The organism is Rheinheimera lutimaris (assembly GCF_013283795.1).
GTDB lineage: Bacteria > Pseudomonadota > Gammaproteobacteria > Enterobacterales > Alteromonadaceae > Alishewanella > Alishewanella lutimaris.
Genome location: NZ_JABSOD010000010.1, coordinates 28,367 through 44,397 on the forward strand (window position 1 = coordinate 28,367; position 16,031 = coordinate 44,397).

The 16,031-nt window shown below is 50.1% G+C and carries 14 protein-coding genes; 9 read left to right on the top strand and 5 right to left on the bottom strand.

The window, feature by feature from the left end; translation table 11 throughout:
* Positions 1 to 68 precede the first annotated feature (68 nt).
* The 3 genes from HRH59_RS11465 to HRH59_RS11475 are packed head-to-tail and all read left to right on the top strand — an operon-like array spanning position 69 to position 2,936.
* Positions 69 to 962, top strand: coding sequence for a sce7726 family protein (locus tag HRH59_RS11465; RefSeq protein WP_173501405.1), 894 nt, complete (start codon positions 69 to 71; stop codon positions 960 to 962).
* 7 nt (positions 963 to 969) lie between these two features.
* Entirely contained in the window at positions 970 to 1,914 is a 945-nt protein-coding gene (locus HRH59_RS11470) for a sce7725 family protein (protein WP_173501406.1), read from the top strand.
* Between the two features lie 8 nt (positions 1,915 to 1,922).
* Complete coding sequence (locus HRH59_RS11475; RefSeq protein WP_178089552.1) at positions 1,923 to 2,936, top strand: RES family NAD+ phosphorylase; 1,014 nt, start codon at positions 1,923 to 1,925, stop codon at positions 2,934 to 2,936.
* A gap of 38 nt (positions 2,937 to 2,974) precedes the next feature.
* Here the strand turns inward: HRH59_RS11475 and HRH59_RS11480 are convergent, their stop codons facing one another.
* The 3 genes from HRH59_RS11480 to HRH59_RS11490 form a co-directional block, all read right to left on the bottom strand.
* Positions 2,975 to 4,942 (bottom strand): alkaline phosphatase D family protein, encoded by a 1,968-nt coding sequence (locus HRH59_RS11480; RefSeq protein ID WP_173501407.1) that lies wholly within the window; start codon positions 4,940 to 4,942, stop codon positions 2,975 to 2,977.
* Positions 4,942 to 6,297, bottom strand: a complete 1,356-nt coding sequence (gorA, locus tag HRH59_RS11485; RefSeq protein ID WP_173501408.1) for a glutathione-disulfide reductase — start codon at positions 6,295 to 6,297, stop codon at positions 4,942 to 4,944. The genes HRH59_RS11480 and gorA overlap by 1 nt, the downstream gene beginning before the upstream one ends.
* 104 nt (positions 6,298 to 6,401) lie before the next feature.
* Positions 6,402 to 6,977, bottom strand: a complete 576-nt coding sequence (locus HRH59_RS11490) for a hypothetical protein (protein WP_173501409.1) — start codon at positions 6,975 to 6,977, stop codon at positions 6,402 to 6,404.
* A gap of 171 nt (positions 6,978 to 7,148) precedes the next feature.
* On the opposite strand from HRH59_RS11490, the gene prlC reads away from it, so the two are divergent.
* From prlC to HRH59_RS11515, 5 genes are all read left to right on the top strand, one after another.
* Positions 7,149 to 9,197, top strand: coding sequence for an oligopeptidase A (gene prlC, locus HRH59_RS11495; protein WP_173501410.1), 2,049 nt, complete (start codon positions 7,149 to 7,151; stop codon positions 9,195 to 9,197).
* Between the two features lie 100 nt (positions 9,198 to 9,297).
* The gene (locus tag HRH59_RS11500; RefSeq protein ID WP_173501411.1) at positions 9,298 to 9,795 is read left to right on the top strand and encodes a hypothetical protein; all 498 of its coding nucleotides are present in this window, start codon (positions 9,298 to 9,300) and stop codon (positions 9,793 to 9,795) included.
* Between the two features lie 88 nt (positions 9,796 to 9,883).
* On the top strand, positions 9,884 to 10,585 hold the full coding sequence (locus tag HRH59_RS11505; RefSeq protein ID WP_173501412.1) for a DNA-3-methyladenine glycosylase I: 702 nt from the start codon (positions 9,884 to 9,886) through the stop codon (positions 10,583 to 10,585).
* A complete protein-coding gene (locus HRH59_RS11510) occupies positions 10,585 to 11,334 on the top strand; it encodes a class I SAM-dependent methyltransferase (protein WP_173501413.1) in 750 nt (249 codons plus the stop codon). Before HRH59_RS11505 ends, HRH59_RS11510 begins: the two co-directional genes overlap by 1 nt.
* A gap of 39 nt (positions 11,335 to 11,373) precedes the next feature.
* Positions 11,374 to 11,847 (top strand): peroxiredoxin, encoded by a 474-nt coding sequence (locus HRH59_RS11515; protein ID WP_173501414.1) that lies wholly within the window; start codon positions 11,374 to 11,376, stop codon positions 11,845 to 11,847.
* Between the two features lie 49 nt (positions 11,848 to 11,896).
* On the opposite strand, the gene HRH59_RS11520 is transcribed toward HRH59_RS11515, so the two are convergent.
* Positions 11,897 to 12,793 carry a glycosyltransferase family 2 protein gene (locus HRH59_RS11520; protein ID WP_173501415.1) on the bottom strand — a complete coding sequence of 299 codons (897 nt, stop codon included), beginning with the start codon at positions 12,791 to 12,793 and terminating at the stop codon, positions 11,897 to 11,899.
* A gap of 19 nt (positions 12,794 to 12,812) precedes the next feature.
* Complete coding sequence (locus tag HRH59_RS11525) at positions 12,813 to 13,724, bottom strand: glycosyltransferase family A protein (RefSeq protein ID WP_173501416.1); 912 nt, start codon at positions 13,722 to 13,724, stop codon at positions 12,813 to 12,815.
* A 208-nt stretch (positions 13,725 to 13,932) separates the two neighbouring features.
* On the opposite strand from HRH59_RS11525, the gene waaA reads away from it, so the two are divergent.
* A complete protein-coding gene (gene waaA, locus HRH59_RS11530; protein WP_173501417.1) occupies positions 13,933 to 15,939 on the top strand; it encodes a lipid IV(A) 3-deoxy-D-manno-octulosonic acid transferase in 2,007 nt (668 codons plus the stop codon).
* Positions 15,940 to 16,031: the final 92 nt, after the last annotated feature.

The following is a 16,031-nucleotide window of genomic DNA, read 5'->3' on the forward strand; positions in this document are numbered from 1 at the left end:
ACTGTGTTACAATTTACCTATTCAGCAAAGTAGCGCTGCAGGTGAGGATGACCTGATGATGGTAGGATATGTTTAATTCGTTAGATACACAGCACATTGCAGCAGCCTCCAGACTGTTTGCTTCTTCAGTTCTACAGGAGCTTGCGGTTAAAGGCCGTTCCGGGCTGTTTTCTCGTTTAGCAAAAGAATCGTCTTTAGCTGATTTTTTGGATAAATCAGCTTCTGTTCGGGATGTTTATGAGTCTGCTTTCAAAATTCTAAAGAAAGAAAAGTTCAGAAATGAATATTCTTATAAAGCTGCGATAACCCAGAAGGTTTTGCTAGGCGTACATAATTTAAATTCGGCGGCAATGCTCACCGAGTTTCGGGTAGGAAAATGCAAAGCAGATGTTGCTATTCTGAACGGCACATCGACTGTATACGAAATAAAATCGGAACGTGATTCGCTGATTCGGTTGATGTCTCAGGTCGACGAATACCGCAAGTTCTTCGCCAGGGTAAATGTAGTTGTCGGACAAAATCACCTTGATGCCGTACAGAACTTGCTGCCAGAGGATGTTGGCATAATGGTATTGAATCAGCGCTTTAAGATATCGACAATCAGAGAAGCTGAAGAGAATGTTGAAAGGGTAGAACCCTTGGTTGTTTTTGAATCAATCAGGATTAATGAATCTGTAAAAATTCTTCAGTTACTTGGTATTGACGTTCCTGATGTACCAAACACTCAGATGTATGGTGCTTTAAAGAGTATGTTTTCAGTTTTGAGTTCCACAGACGTTCATAGCAGCATGATTACGGTTTTGAAGAGTACGCGAAGTTTGAAACCATTGTCAGATTTGATAGCAAAAACGCCCAGTGCGTTACATACTGCTATTTTGACAACGCCAATTCGCCGGATGGATCACGCAAGGCTGGTTAATGCGATTGATACGCCGATAACTGAAGCACTTAAATGGACTTAACATATCAATGTATTATCCCTATTTCCGCGGCAAGCAATATGACTTAATTACAATAAGAGAAAATGCGGACTTGTTAGCTCAATCTGGTTTTACTCCGATTGTTGAGCCGGTGAAAGAAGCTTTAAGTGGCTTAAAACGTACGCTCGAATCGGTAAAAGAGGCCAATGGTGAGATTGTATTAATTGTTAATCCTCCAAATGGTGATCACTCAGATGATAGTTCCGCTATTCATACTCTGCTTACCAACGACTTCTCAGATTACGATAAGTTACTAGCTGGGATTTATCTGTCAGAGGAGACAACTCTGGCAGAAATCGCAGAAATCTGTAACTCGCATAGAAACAGGCGTATCGCGTTTATCCACGCTGGGTTTTCGGAGGCCAAAGGTTTGCTGGGTCTAATTGCTGAACAAGCATATGATTCTGAACACATCTTCTTAGAACAATTCTGTGGCAAGCTTTATCGGAAGCACTTCTCAGAATTTAAACGAGTTTTACTAAGGGATGGTTTTAAAAAGCGTCAGGCTAACAGGCTACATCCTGATGTTGAGTTTTTTTCCGATATACATATCACTTACACTGACGAAGGAATGCAAGGGTTTGGTGATTTTCTGATTGTTGGTGAGGAATTTTCGGAATCAGGTGGTCCAGCGTATTCTGTTGCTATTCACATAACATTTATTGACCCATCAAGGGACAATGAAATGCATGTCCACCATTTCAAATCTGTGCGCTATGACACTCCAACAGATCCAGCGGGAAAATTCCAAGAGGCCCTTGATAAGTTATTTTATGAACTTGAAAAGAGTCCTCGTTTACTATTTCAGAGCGCAGCAATTAGTGAGTTTATGCAACTTAGAGGTCGAGGACACTTCCCCGGGCTTGGGTACGTTAAAAAGCTTTCGATGCAGCACCACATTGAGTTGATAGCCGACTTTATAAAAAATAACTAAGGATAGTTATGCTTTGTTGTCCGGAATGTTTTGATGATAGGACTATACGCATTGAGTGGGAGCACTCAGGGAATACTGGATGCTGTTATTTCTGCGGAGCAACAGATCAAAACTTAATTCATCCCGAAGCACTAAAATCAAAGTTTGAAATATTAAGTGACGCTTACTTTCCTGATGATTCTGGAAAGCTGCTAGTTGAGTGGTTTAAGTCAGATTGGGGGCTTTTTTCTAATCCTAGAATGGATATTGCAAACGCTTCTCGATTGTTGGCTGAAATATTAGACGATGGAGATATAGTCAGGAGGCGGTTTGCCCCGATAAAAAGTTTGACTAGCTTTTCTTCAGTTCAAGGTTGGTATCAGCTTAAAGAAGAATTAAAACACACTAATCGTTTTTTTCTGTCTAGCCAGTTTGATTTCAATACCATAAAAAAGCTAATTTCATTGTTAGAAATTGAAGTAGATAATTTATCGCGGGATTGGTTTCGGTCAAGGATTCAAATAGATACAGCTCCATTTCCTCCTGAGCAGATGCTCGCTCCGCCAGCAAAACTGGCTTCTCATGGCCGTGCAAATCCTGCCGGTATACCGTACTTATATATCGCTTCTGATGAAGAAACTGCAGCCTCAGAGTTAAGACCTCATACTGGCGATTTGATGACTATAGCTAAATTATCCATACCTAGTCAGCTTAAGTTAGTCGACCTTCGAGATCCAAGAAAGACTATTTCTCCGTTTGAGTTAGAAGACATTTCAGAGCTGCGTAATGCTGTGGAAGTGTTAGTTAAACTAGGTGAAGAATTAACAAGGCCAGTTCTGCGACACTCGGCTGCTTATGATTACGTACCAAGTCAATTTTTGTGTGAGTTCATAAAAAATTGTGGTTTTGATGGAGTGTGCTATCGCAGTTCAGTCGGTAACGGTTTTAACGTTGCGCTATTTAAACCAGATTGTGCAGCTGTTACACAATTATCTTCTTTTGTGACCCATCGTGTCGTAGTCGAGATGACAGCAGTACATTAAAAATGAGAGAAACTTTCTATTGTACAAATTCCGTGCAGCTACTCCCAGCGCGCATCGCCTTCGCTGATATTAAAGGCAATATGTTTGCCGGTAACGGTGAGTTGTACTGCGCGCTTGGGTGAGCCGTCAGGGTTCAGTTCTACCAGGCCGATGCCGGATTGATTCAGCAAGCGCTCGCCGGCTTTGGCGTTGTCGGGTTTGTGCGGCACTATTTTCATGCGCCGGCGCTTGGTAAACCAGTTTAAGGGTGAACGTGGTGAGTACAGCCAACGGTTTAGCCGGTCCAGTACATCCAGCAACCGGGTGGGGAACTGATTTTTCAGGCCACTGCTGGTAATTTGCCAGATATCCGGCCCGCCTTGCCGGCCACGCAGATTTACTTCATAGACAAATGAATAATGTACATCGCCGGACAAGATAACAAAGTGCTTTGGTGTTTTCGGGTGGCGGAATAAGTTCATCAGCGCATAGGCCGTGCCGCGGTGCGCCATCCAGTTTTCTGCATCGACTAACAGTGGTTTACCCACAAAGGTAAACAGCTTTTGGATACCTTCAATTAATTTTACGCCGAACACCGGTGCCGGTGATACCAGCACCACTGCATCATGCCCGATAAGATCTTGCTGCAGTTCGGTAATAGCTTCCCAATCGAGCAGGCCTGAAGGTTTGCCAATATTCACCTCAGAGCGCCAGCGCCGGGTGCGGGTGTCCAGTACCAGCAGCGGTGGCTCGGTTGGCCATTGATAATGCCAATGGTTAAAACGCAATAAAGCTGTGATCAGTTGCTGATGCTGGGTTGAACCACTATTGGCCAGCGCCAGCTGTGCCTGGTGCAGTAAATCCGGACTAAAGCGTTGTGGCGTATTGCCCCAGCCCTGACACAACAGATAGCTGATTAAGGCATTGCCGATGATGCGACGGGAGAAATCATGCTCATAGGCGGTTTGCTCCCATTCTGCTGTTAAATTCCAGTCATCGGTTACGTCATGATCGTCAAAGATCATGGCGCCCGGCAAGTGCGCCAATACCCGCCTTACTTTGCCAAGACCAGCGGCAAACTGTTGAATAGTTTGCTCATGCCGTTGGTATGTTTGCCGCTGCTCTTCAGTGAGCCCGGCCATTAGCTCGTCGCTCAGCGCAGTAGCGTCCGTAAGCCAGGGCGCGGGAGACCAGACCAGCAAATACATACCCAGCATCTCGGCCAGGCTGATTAAATGATTACGGGCATTGTCGGCGGTAAATACCGGTTTTTTAACGCCTTTAAATACCTGGGTTAGCATTGCCTGGCTGGCGTCAGATTTGGGCAGTAGCGTATCGCGGTGGTAATAGTACGGGTTGCTGCTGTGCAATTCGGCAGACTGACTCACTATAGAGCAGGGTAAGTCTTCATCGCTGAAATCCAGCTGGTTAATAAGCCGGTGAATAGCGCGCAGCATGGGGGCGGCGACATCATCGGCGTAAATTTGATCGCCACTGTGTAATAACAGCGCCGGCCAGTGCTCTGGCGCGTGTTGTTGCAGGTATAAATCGGCTGCCAACAGGCCATCATCGGCGGGGAAGTGCGGCTTGCGGCAGGAGCCATGTAATAACCGCGTTAGTTTGGTCTGAATAACAAAGCCCGGGGTGTTGCGCCCGGCATAGACTATATCCGGCGCCCATTGTTGCCAGCCCAGCCAGTCAGGCTGCGGGCCGGCAGATTTATCCGCCAGCTGTAAGTCATAACCAATCCAGCAGCCGGTGGGCAGGGCCTGTTGCAGCGGAATATGGATCAGCTGCAAAAACAGTTTGCCGGCACAGCGCACGCTTTGGGTGTACTGCTGCATTTGCAGCGCAGTAAACTGCCGGGTTTCGCCCTGATCCGGCAGCAGGCTTAGCTGCAACTGTACCGGTTTACTGGTGGCCAGCCACAGCGTAAAGCTGTCTGGCGTGACGGCGCGCAGCAGCGGGCCGGCCAATACTAATGGCAGTAAGTTTGCTTGCGCTGTATCCGTTTGTAATGCCGGCATCAGCGCAGGGTAACAAACTCTTCGGCGCTGGTTGGGTGCAGCGCAACAGTGGCATCAAAATCAGCCTTGGTGGCGCCCATTTTTATCGCGACAGCAAAGCCCTGCAGCACTTCGTCCATGCCCTCACCGATACCGTGCAAACCAACGACTTTTTCATCTTTGCCTGCGCACACCAGCTTAAAGCGGCTAAGTGCCCTGTGGCTGGTTATGGCGTTATACATAGCAGCAAAGTTTGAACGGTATATCTTAACGTTGTCATCGCCAAATTGCTGCCGGGCTTCGGCTTCAGTTAAGCCGATAGTACCAATGGGCGGGTGGCTGAATACCACAGTGGGAATAAGCGAGTAGTCCATATGCGCGTCGCTCAGTGCCGGGTTAAACAAGCGCTCGGCTAACAGGCGGGCGGCTTTCACCGCGACCGGCGTCAGCTGGGCTTCGCCGGTAATATCGCCTACCGCATAAATGCCGTTGACGTTGGTATTCTGGTATTTGTCGGTGCGTATATAGCCGTCTTTATCGGTGGCCACGCCTGCGGCCGGCAGGTTAAGTTTATCAGTAGCCGGCTCGCGGCCGATGGCCCAGATCAGGCAGTCGACACCAGTAAACACTGTACCGTTATCGCAGTGTACGCTTAAGCTGCCGTCACTGACTTTTTCTACCTTAATAACATTACTTTGGCTGTGTAAATTCAGTTTATCCTGTGCCATGCGCTCAAGCAGCATGTCGGTAATGTCGCTGTCAAAGTTGCGCAACGGCCGGTCTTTACGTACCAGCAGGTGCGTATCTGTGCCCAGAGCATGCAGCACACCGGCAATTTCCACAGCAATGTAGCCGGCGCCGATTACCAGCGCTTTTTTCGGCTGTGCTGTTAAGGCAAAAAAGCCGTCGGAGTCGATGCCGTGCTCGCTGCCCGGAATATCCGGCCTGGTAGGGCGGCCGCCGACGGCGACAGTAATATGGTCGGCGGTGATACGCTCGCCGTTTACTTCAACGGTATGGGCATCGACAAAGCGGGCAAAGCCTTCGATGTAGGTGACGCCGTTATTGTCAAAACCCTTGTGATAACTGTTATGAATGCGTTGGATGTAAGCTTCGCGGTTTTGCACTAAAGTGGCCCAGCTAAAGCTGTTTTGCGTAACGTTAAAGCCATAATCTGTGCTGTATTTTAATGCCTCGGCAATATGGGCGCCGTACCACATCACTTTTTTTGGCACGCAGCCAACATTGACACAGGTGCCGCCTACAGCGTTGGCTTCAATTACCGCAGCTGTGGCACCACGCTGAGCGGCGCGGTTAGCGCCGGCGATACCGCCGCTGCCGGCGCCGATAGCAAGATAGTTAAAATGACGAGACATCAAAGAATTCCGCGAATCAGAGTGTACTGCGGTTATAAGGGTGCCGGCTGCATTTTACAACCCCCTGCAGCCGGGCATTGCCGGTCGCAAGGGTAAGCCGACAGTTACAGCTTTTTCAGATCAATGGCGTTGGCCAGTTGCAACATGGTACTTTGCGCCGCTTTGTCACCGTTTAAGGTGATCATGGCGCCGCCTGGTGTCATAAACTGTAATTCCAGGCTGTCACCGTCGAGCTTCTGCACCGCCTGAATGCCCTGAATTTTGGTAAGCTTGCCGCCGGACATCGCAATCATCGACGGGTTACTTAACATCATTGAAAAAGCCTGCAGCATCGGCGAGTCCATCATCAGTTGCATTTCAATACGGTGCGCGTCGTTGTAATAGTTGCGTGATGCGCTGATCCCGCCACCAAACATGGCTGCGGCGGCAACCTCGCTGTCAGCATCTTCTGCTTGCCAGCCGGCCGGCGGCGGCGGAAACGCTTGCTTAACCTGCTCACCTTTTTGCTGGCGCATTAATGTGCCGGCATAATCTAACTGTGCTATGGCCTGTGATAACTCACCGGCTTTATAGTGTTTTGTGGCGGCGTTTATGGCGTCGTTTATTTCGCTATCGCTGGCGGCAAGGTTCAGGCTGGCCAGCAGCAGGGTGGCGATGGTAGTTTTTTGTAACATGCTCATATAAGTTCATTCCTTTGATTAATAAAACCGGCAAAGAGTATAGCCAGGCTTTATTTCAGCTGCCAATACTGCCGACACTGCTAATACAGACAGTTGCGCCGGTTTTGGCATTGACAACAGCACGCTTAGCCCCAACATTAAACCTATTCTTATTCTGACCAAAGGTATGTTATGTCAGCCAGCAGCAATGTTTTATTATCTTTTCCGGCGTTACCGCCGTTTTCGCACATTACACCAGAGCAGGTAAAACCTGCAGTAGAACATGCCATCGCTCAGGCCCGTGCAGCGGTAGAGCGGGCGGTAGCGGCCGCTGATGTAAGCTGGGACAGCCTGATAGCGCAGCCGGAGCAAGATGGTGACCGCTTGGGTAAGTTGTGGTCACCGGTGTCGCATATGAACTCGGTGGTTAATACCCCGGAACTGCGTGAGGCGTACGAGAGTTGCCTGCCGTTATTGTCGGATTTCAGCACCTGGCTGGGCCAGCATGAAGGCTTGTATCAAAAGTACCAACAACTGGCACAAAGCTCACAGTACGCCGGCTTAAGCGCGGCGCAGCAAAAAGTGATTCAAAACGCATTGCGTGATTTTAAGCTGTCGGGCATTGGCTTGTCGGCAGAGAAAAAGCAGCGCTATGGCGAAATTCAAAGCCGGCTATCGGATTTAGGCTCGCAGTTCTCCAATAACACCCTGGACGCTACTCAGGCCTGGTTTAAGCATATTACCAATGAAGCCGACTTAGCCGGCTTGCCGGATGACGCCAAACTGGCCGCGGCTGAAGAAGCCACAAGTCGTGAACTGAGTGGTTGGGTGTTCACACTGGAATTCCCCAGCTATATCGCAGTGATGACTTACGCCGATAACCGTGAACTGCGTGAAGAGTTGTACAGCGCGTATTGCACGCGGGCGTCGGATCAGGGCCCGACAGCCGGTAAGTTTGATAACAGCGCCATTATTGAAGAAACTCTGGCGCTGAAACACGAGCTGGCGCAATTGTTGGACTTTAACAACGCCGCCGAAGAGTCACTGGCTACCAAGATGGCACAAAGCCCGGCGCAGGTGCTGGATTTTCTGCACGATTTAGCCCGCCGCGCCAAGCCGCAGGCCGAGCAGGACTTAGCCGAGCTCAGCGCTTTTGCCAAAAGCGAATACGCTGTGAACGAGCTTGCAGCCTGGGATGTAACCTATTACGCCGAAAAGCTGAAACAAGCCAAATATGCCATTTCTGACGAGCAGCTACGGCCGTATTTCCCTGAGCATAAAGTGGTTGTCGGTTTGTTCAGCGTACTGCACAAACTGTTTGGCGTGACGGTTAAGCAACGTGACGGTGTAGACGTATGGCACAGTGACGTTAAGTTTTACGATATATTTGGTGCACAGGGCGAGCTACGCGGTAGCTTTTACCTGGATTTATATGCGCGGGCGAAAAAGCGCGGCGGTGCCTGGATGGATGACTGTCAGGGCCGGCGTATTTTAGCCGATGGCAGTGTGCAAACGCCGGTCGCCTATTTAACCTGTAACTTTAATAAACCGGTGGGCGGCAAGCCGGCGTTGTTTACCCATGATGAAGTGGTTACCTTATTCCATGAGTTTGGTCATGGTATCCACCATATGCTGACCAAGGTGGATGCGGCGGCAGTGGCCGGCATTAACGGCGTAGCCTGGGATGCGGTAGAGCTGCCCAGTCAGTTTTTGGAAAACTGGTGCTGGCAGGCAGAGGCACTGGCGATTATCTCCGGCCACTATGAAACCGGCGAGCCCTTGCCGCAGGATTTGCTGGATAAAATGCTGGCGGCGAAAAACTTCCAGTCGGCGATGTTTTTAGTACGCCAGCTCGAGTTTGCCCTGTTTGATTTCCGCCTGCATGCCGAGTACGACCCGGCGCTGGGTGGCCGCGTACAGCAAATGCTGGATGAGGTGCGCAGCGAAGTGTCAGTAATTATTCCGCCGCGGTTTAACCGGTTTCAGCATGGTTTTGGCCATATTTTTGCCGGCGGTTATGCCGCCGGTTATTACAGCTACCTGTGGGCTGAAGTATTATCGGCCGATGCCTTTGGCCGCTTTGAAGAAGAAGGTATTTTTAATGCCGACACCGGGCGCGATTTTTTACGCTGGATTTTAGAGCGTGGCGGCAGTGCCGAGCCAATGGAGCTTTTTAAAGGCTTTCGTGGCCGTGAGCCATCAAATGAAGCCTTATTGCGGCATATGGGCATTGCCGGCTGAGTACGGCAATAAACAGCGGCAAAGGTTAATTTAAGCTTAACAATTCATTGCCAATTCAGGCAGGCTCTGCCAGGCTGAACTGCAAAAGCGGAGGCTGCATATGTACAGTAAGAGTTTGATAGTTATCATGGTAACGCTGGGGTTGGCAGGATGTCAGCAAGGTCAGGCAGGTAGTGCTGACACGGCTGAACGTATGCCACCTAAGCCTTTAATTGAACCGATAGATCCGGCATCAAACCCGGCAGCTGCGGTAAAAGCGAGGAAACAGCAAATGGCACAGCAGGTAGATTTAAAAGCAATGCACGCTGATGTTATGGCGCTGATTGGCGAGGCGCGGGCAGATAATGTGGCGCAGTGTCGCGTGGTTGGTTTTGGCAGTAAACCCTGCGGTGGGCCGGCACGTTATATTGCCGTGTCGGTTAAAGACGGCAATGAAGGCGAAATTATGGCTAAAATCGGCCAATATAATGCGGCGGCCAAAGCCGAAAACGAACGTTTGGGTTTAATGTCAGACTGTGCCGTGGTGCCCAAACCGACAGTGACGTTAAAAGACGGCGTCTGTACCTTGCAAGACAGCGGCGACAGCGCAGCGTTTTAAGCAGTTAATGCACGCCGGGCTCTGGTATTGATGTTGAGGCAGCAGTTACACTGTTGCCTTATTTTTTTGCTGAAGGATAAGGTTAATTGTGAGTACTGCTGAGCCGTTTGCACGTATTTATCAGCGTGCCTGTAAGCGCAAAGGTGGCGCCGCGGCGCTGGAAGCCTTGTTAGGGCAAAGTGCCGGCAGCGACGAGATTGCTGCTATAGCGGATAACTTGCTGCTGGGCGAGTTAACGAAAAAAGTATTTCAGTCCGGTTTTGTCTGGCGCGTGGTACGGCAAAAATGGCCCGGCTTTTGTGAGGTATTTTTTGATTTCAGTATCGAAAAAATCCTGCTGATGAGCGACGAGATGCTCGAAGCCAAAGCCCGCGACGAGCGCATTATCCGCAACGCCGCTAAAGTGTTTACTATCCGTCATAATGCCATGATGATTGACGATATTGCCGCTAAACACGGCAGCTTTGCCCGTTTTATAGCTGATTGGCCAACAAGCGATATTATTGGCTTATGGGCTTATCTGAAGCAATATGGTGCCCGCTTGGGTGGTAACACCGGGCCTTATGCTTTAAGAGCGATAGGCAAAGATACCTTTATTCTCAGCACCGATGTCGAGGCTTACCTTAGAGCCACCAAAGTATTTGACGGCGGTATCAACAGTAAACGCAGCCTGGCGCAAATTCAGCAGCAATTTAATCTGTGGCAGCAGCAGTCGGGCCGCAGCCTGGCGCACATCAGCCAGATTATTGCCCTAAGCTCAGGTGAGAACTTTGTCGGAATGCAGCAGTAATGTCGCTGAATTTATTAAGCAGCCCGAGGCTTAGCGCTGATTATGCCGCCAGCCTCTGTCAGCAATTTGGTTTAAACCTGGTTACTGCAGCCGGCGGTTGGCATCTGGCCTGGCAAGATGATGCTCTGGTGCTGCGTCATAGCGATTTACCCAAACAGGGCGATATCTGTGTTGATTTTGCCGGCGGCGCGGCCAGTCACCGGCGTCAATACGGTGGCGGTAAAAGCGAAGCCATTGCCAAAGCCTGTGGCCTGCATAAAAAGCGTGATCTAACCATCCTTGACGCTACCGCCGGCCTGGGCCGCGATGCCTTTGTGCTGGCAAGTTTAGGCGCCACTGTTACCATGGTAGAGCGTAACCCTGCGGTTGCTGCGTTGCTGTATGATGGTTTGCGCCGCGGTAAACAGAGCGCTGAACTTAGCTGGTTGGCTGAACGTATGAAGTTAGTACACAGCGTCGCGTTAGACGCTTTGCAGCAACAGCCTGCGGTAGATGTGGTGTATTTAGACCCGATGTTTCCACCGCGCGATAAAAGCGCGTTGGTTAAAAAAGAAATGCGCGCCTTTCATGATGTGGTAGGCAGCGACGATGATGCCGACGCGTTATTGGCCCCTGCGCTTAAGCTGGCGCAAAAACGGGTAGTGGTAAAAAGACCCGGTTATGCCGGATTTTTAGCCGGCGTAGCGCCGACAATGGCGGTAACGGGCAAGAATAACCGATTTGATGTGTATATTAATGCAGCAATTTAATGCTATTTTGATAAGAATTTATTTAACAGGGGAAGCACCATGATCAAAACCGGCGACAAGTTACCTGAGGTGAGTTTTTCACAACTAACCAAAGAAGGCGTAATGAACCCAACCACGAGTCAGGTTTTTGCTAATAAAAAAGTCGTACTGTTTGCCGTGCCGGGCGCGTTTACACCGACCTGTTCAGCAGCGCATTTACCGGGCTACATTACGCTGGCTGACCAAATAAAAGCCAAGGGCGTCGATAGCATTGTGTGTACTGCAGTGAATGATGCTTTTGTGATGAGTGCCTGGGCAAAAAGCCAGAATGCCGAAGAGATCGTGTTTTTAGCTGACGGCGGCGCGGCCTTTCATAAAGCTATCGGCCTGACCATGGAAACCGGTGATTTTGGCGGTGTGCGCTCACAGCGCTACGCGATGATTGTCGACAATGGCGTAGTCACTTTACTAAATGTTGAAGCACCAAAAACCTTTGAGGTCAGCAAAGCCGAAGTGATTTTAGCGGCGTTGTAATGCATTTGCAGTATGCCGCTATCGTTAGCGGCATACTGCATTTTCAGACTCAGCGGCAGCTGACTATTTTCCAGCCATCTGCACGATATTTATCTACGATAGCGCTGCGGGTGCCCCGGTGATCCTGAGTTTGGTATGTGGCTACTTTTAACCGGCCAACGGCCTTGCCAAAATCCGGCCGGCAGCACCATAAAGATTGATCAGCTTCCGGGTGTGGTGGTACCAGAGTTTTAATACCGCCATGTTTGAGTGCCATATAAGATAAATGAATATCTTCGCCGTTGTCCCAGTACTCCGGCTCTTCAATCCACATATACCGCACATAGCTTTTACGCATAAACCAGGCGTGGCCAACTAAATCAACCTCAGTGACGTCGCTGTTTTGTGCGCCATTCCAGCCGGCTTTATTTTTGCTGGAATAACCACCTTCAGCAGGCAGTAAGACGCCGGAGCCACCGAGAATGCCATCGTGGCCGGCTTCGATAGTATTTAAGCAGTTTTCAAACCAGCGTGGTTGCGGCAGGATATCATCATCAAAAAAGGCAACAAATTCAGTACGTACCAGACTTGCCAGCGCAAAACGGCCCCAAAACAGGAAGTTAGTATTTGACACAACTACCCGGTCGGCCAGAGCAGAAACATCCAGTAACTGATCTTCGCTGCGGTTTGACCATACCCAGATCTCATCCGGTGGTACAGTTTGATTGCGCAGCGCAGTAATTTGCTCTGCCAGATATTCGGCGCGCCTATAAGCGGTAAGAATAACGGTAATGCCGCCTTTTTTAGCCTTTGGCATAGGCGCAGCATCGCGGTTAAATACAATGGTATCAGCCGGCGCTGCCAGTTTACGTTTTACCGCACCGCTGAGTTTTACCCGCCAAAAGCCCAGCACCCGGGTTGACCACCACCAGCGTATACTTTGCGCAATTGTTTTTTTACGTGCCATAAGGGTCTCTGTTTCGTTGTTACTTGTTAATCAGTGCCGACTTAATGCGACGAATAGTTTTGCGTACCACAGATATTTTACTGTTTTCTTTGTAGCGGCCTTTTTCAGCGTGGCGAATAAGCAGCAGGTTCGGCAGTGCTATCGGCGTGCCCTGAGTGCCTAACAACCAGCGCACAGCGCGGTCTTCGTAGGTTTTGGTCCAGTGATATTTTGGTTTCTGATATACCGCTAAATCATCACAATAGCCGCACTGGCGCGCCACATCACCGTGAATAATTTGAATAGCGCCGGTGGCACGGTCAAATTTGCGCGGTTTAAACTTGGTTTTATCTACTTCCAGCAACGTGGTTTTATCTTTACCGGCTGATATCATCGGATCAGCTTCGGTCAGCAGCGGCGTTACCAACAGGGTATCGGGGAATAGTAAAATGTCCTGGCGGCCTTTAAGCAGTTGCTCCAGCGTATCCAAACAGCCCTCATGAAACACCATGTCGCAATCGGCAAACCAGATCCAATCTGCCTTAGTGTGCTTTGACGCATGGTTGCGGCCGATGGCACGACGCATCAGCAACGGGGTTGGCAACTCCTGGAAATTCCACTCAACATTGGGTACTTCAATGGTTTGAAAATGCTTTAACAGCTTCGCGGTTTCGACGTCTTCGGCTGAATAAAACACGGTAAGCCGGACTTGCATATGGGTTGGCGGATACTTTACCAGCGAGCTTAGCTGATACACAAAAAAGCGCGCATAGTTCCAGCAGTGACTGACAATTTCCAGTTTTATATCGTCGTTAAATACCCGCAGGCTGGCTTTGTCGGGCTGGTTTTTAATAAAAGCGGTTGCCGGAAAGTAGCCTGAGGCTGCAATACGCAGCAAAAATTCTTTTACGCCATCCAGCATTGCGGGTTGCTGGTGTTGTGGTAACGCCATAAATAAGCTCCTGGGATCCCGGGGTAATTCCGCCCGACTACGGCAGTGATCTGCCAACAAATATGGCGAGCAGATTAGCATTTAAAGCTGTTTTGAAACAGAATCTTTTGGTAACACTGCGCTAATTTTGGCATTATGGCGGCCATTACACCGCGCCAAATAAGGTGCCAGGGTGCTCTAACCTGAGCGTTAATCGCAGGAAACGCTAATGCCGCAGCTGTTTTTCCGTTGTTGTTACAACATTTTTATTTACCTGATTATGCTACCTGCGTTGGGCTATTTTTTGCTGCGTTCCCGCAAGGACCCTGCATACCGCCAACGTATGGCAGAGCGTTTTGCCTTACAGCAGGTACCGGCGGCGGCTATGGGGGGCATAGTGGTGCATGCAGTATCAATGGGCGAGGTTGTCGCCGCAACACCACTGATTAAAGCCTTGCAACAGCAATATCCGCAATTAACGCTGACGGTAACCTGCACTACACCAACCGGCTCTGCGCGCATTGTCAGTACTTTTGCTGACAGCGTGTACCACTGCTATTTACCGCTGGATACACCCGGCGCCGTGCGGCGTTTTTTGCATAAACTGCAACCGCAGGCAGTTGTTGTGCTGGAAACTGAGCTATGGCCGAATTTACTGCAGCAATGCCGCCGGGCACTTATCCCCACCATAGTGGTAAACGCACGGTTATCGGCGCGCTCTGCCCGCGGCTATCATCGTTTTTATGCCTTCAGCCGCCTGGCACTGGACAATATCAGCCTGCTGCTGGCCCAAGACAGCGCAACGGCACGGCGTTTTAAGGCGCTTGGCTGCAAGGCGCAACTTAGCGTGGCCGGCAATTTAAAATACGATATGACCGTGCCGGCGCATACTGACAGCCTGGTGGCGCAGTTCCGGCCGCAGCTGACCGGACGTAAGGTGTGGGTAGCCGGCAGTACGCATGCCGGTGAAGATGAGCAACTTATCAGTGCGTATCAGCAGTTAAGCGTCGAATTTCCTGATTTATTGTTGATACTGGTGCCGCGTCATCCCGAGCGTTTCGCAGCAGTAGCGCAGTTGTTAAGTGATGCCGGGCTTAACACCGTGCGTCGCAGCGAGCAGCGCGAAGTAACAGCAGATTGCCGTGTGTTATTGGGTGACAGCATGGGTGAGTTGCTGGCCTGGTATCAACTGGCGGATGTGGTGTTTATCGGCGGCAGTTTAATTGCACGCGGCGGTCATAACCCGCTGGAGGCAATGTGTTTTGCCAAACCGCTGCAAACCGGGCCGCATGTGTTTAATTTTGCGCAGGCTTATCAGTGGCTGCAGCAGGCAGATGCGGTAAATTGGGTTACCGATGCCGCCTCGTTGGTAAGCAACACCGCTATGTTGTTGCGTTTGCCGCAACAGGCGGCAGAGCAGGGCGTGGCAGCGCTGGCACTGTATCAGCGTCATGGCGGTGCCTGTGCGCGTATCAGTAACGTAATCAGCGATTATCTGACTTCAGACAGCGGCAATTTTCGTGTGCGCCGGGCAGCCAATGTTGTGCAGTGGTACGATGCACAGGTATTTCATCAGCCGGAACAGTTAAGTTTTACTGCTGCACATTGGCAGCAGCAACAAGCGGTTATCGGCCAGTCACGTGGTCGCAATATTGCCTGGTTTATCCGTCACAACGCTACTGAGTTGGTTATGCGGCATTACTACCGTGGTGGGCTTATCGGCAAGTTGGTAAATGACAATTTCAGCTACCAAAGTGTGCTGGCCAGCCGCGCCATGCAGGAATTTAACCTGCTGCGCTATATGCAGCGCTGCGGTCTGCCGGTGCCCCGGCCATTGGCTGCGCAATATGTACGCCATGGATTGTTTTACCGTGCCGATATTATGATCGCTCTGATTAAAGACAGCCGTGATTTGGCCACTATGTTGGCTGCCGGTACTGCACTTAACGCCGCACAGTGGCATCAGGTCGGTGTGGTTATCGCCCGGTTTCATCAGCAGGGTGTGTATCACTCAGACTTAAATTGCCACAATATTTTGCTCGACAGCAGCGGGCAGGTTTGGCTGATTGATTTTGATAAGTGCGCCATACGTCAACATGGCGACTGGATGCAGCAAAATTTGGCGCGCTTGCAGCGTTCCTTGCAAAAGGAGCAGGGGTTGCACGCGAACTTTAGCTGGCAGCAGCATGACTGGCAGGCCTTGCTGCAAGGCTATAATCAGCAGATTAACGGTTAAAATAGGCACTTTATCGCGGTTTTTGGCCTTTTATTCACCCTGAGTTCACTTTTTATCTCTGTTCTGCGCTTGGTGTAAGTCACTTTCTTTGA

Excerpts from the sequence above, each read along its gene's own strand:
- HRH59_RS11465 (WP_173501405.1), top strand. The coding sequence starts at position 69 with ATGTTTAATTCGTTAGATACACAGCACATTGCAGCAGCCTCCAGACTG.
- HRH59_RS11475 (WP_178089552.1), top strand. The coding sequence starts at position 1,923 with ATGCTTTGTTGTCCGGAATGTTTTGATGATAGGACTATACGCATTGAG.
- HRH59_RS11470 (WP_173501406.1), top strand. The coding sequence starts at position 970 with ATGTATTATCCCTATTTCCGCGGCAAGCAATATGACTTAATTACAATA.
- prlC (WP_173501410.1), top strand. The coding sequence starts at position 7,149 with ATGTCAGCCAGCAGCAATGTTTTATTATCTTTTCCGGCGTTACCGCCG.
- gorA (WP_173501408.1), bottom strand. The coding sequence starts at position 6,297 with ATGTCTCGTCATTTTAACTATCTTGCTATCGGCGCCGGCAGCGGCGGT.
- HRH59_RS11520 (WP_173501415.1), bottom strand. The coding sequence starts at position 12,793 with ATGGCACGTAAAAAAACAATTGCGCAAAGTATACGCTGGTGGTGGTCA.
- HRH59_RS11525 (WP_173501416.1), bottom strand. The coding sequence starts at position 13,724 with ATGGCGTTACCACAACACCAGCAACCCGCAATGCTGGATGGCGTAAAA.
- HRH59_RS11515 (WP_173501414.1), top strand. The coding sequence starts at position 11,374 with ATGATCAAAACCGGCGACAAGTTACCTGAGGTGAGTTTTTCACAACTA.
- HRH59_RS11510 (WP_173501413.1), top strand. The coding sequence starts at position 10,585 with ATGTCGCTGAATTTATTAAGCAGCCCGAGGCTTAGCGCTGATTATGCC.
- HRH59_RS11500 (WP_173501411.1), top strand. The coding sequence starts at position 9,298 with ATGTACAGTAAGAGTTTGATAGTTATCATGGTAACGCTGGGGTTGGCA.
- waaA (WP_173501417.1), top strand. The coding sequence starts at position 13,933 with ATGCCGCAGCTGTTTTTCCGTTGTTGTTACAACATTTTTATTTACCTG.
- HRH59_RS11480 (WP_173501407.1), bottom strand. The coding sequence starts at position 4,942 with ATGCCGGCATTACAAACGGATACAGCGCAAGCAAACTTACTGCCATTA.
- HRH59_RS11490 (WP_173501409.1), bottom strand. The coding sequence starts at position 6,977 with ATGAGCATGTTACAAAAAACTACCATCGCCACCCTGCTGCTGGCCAGC.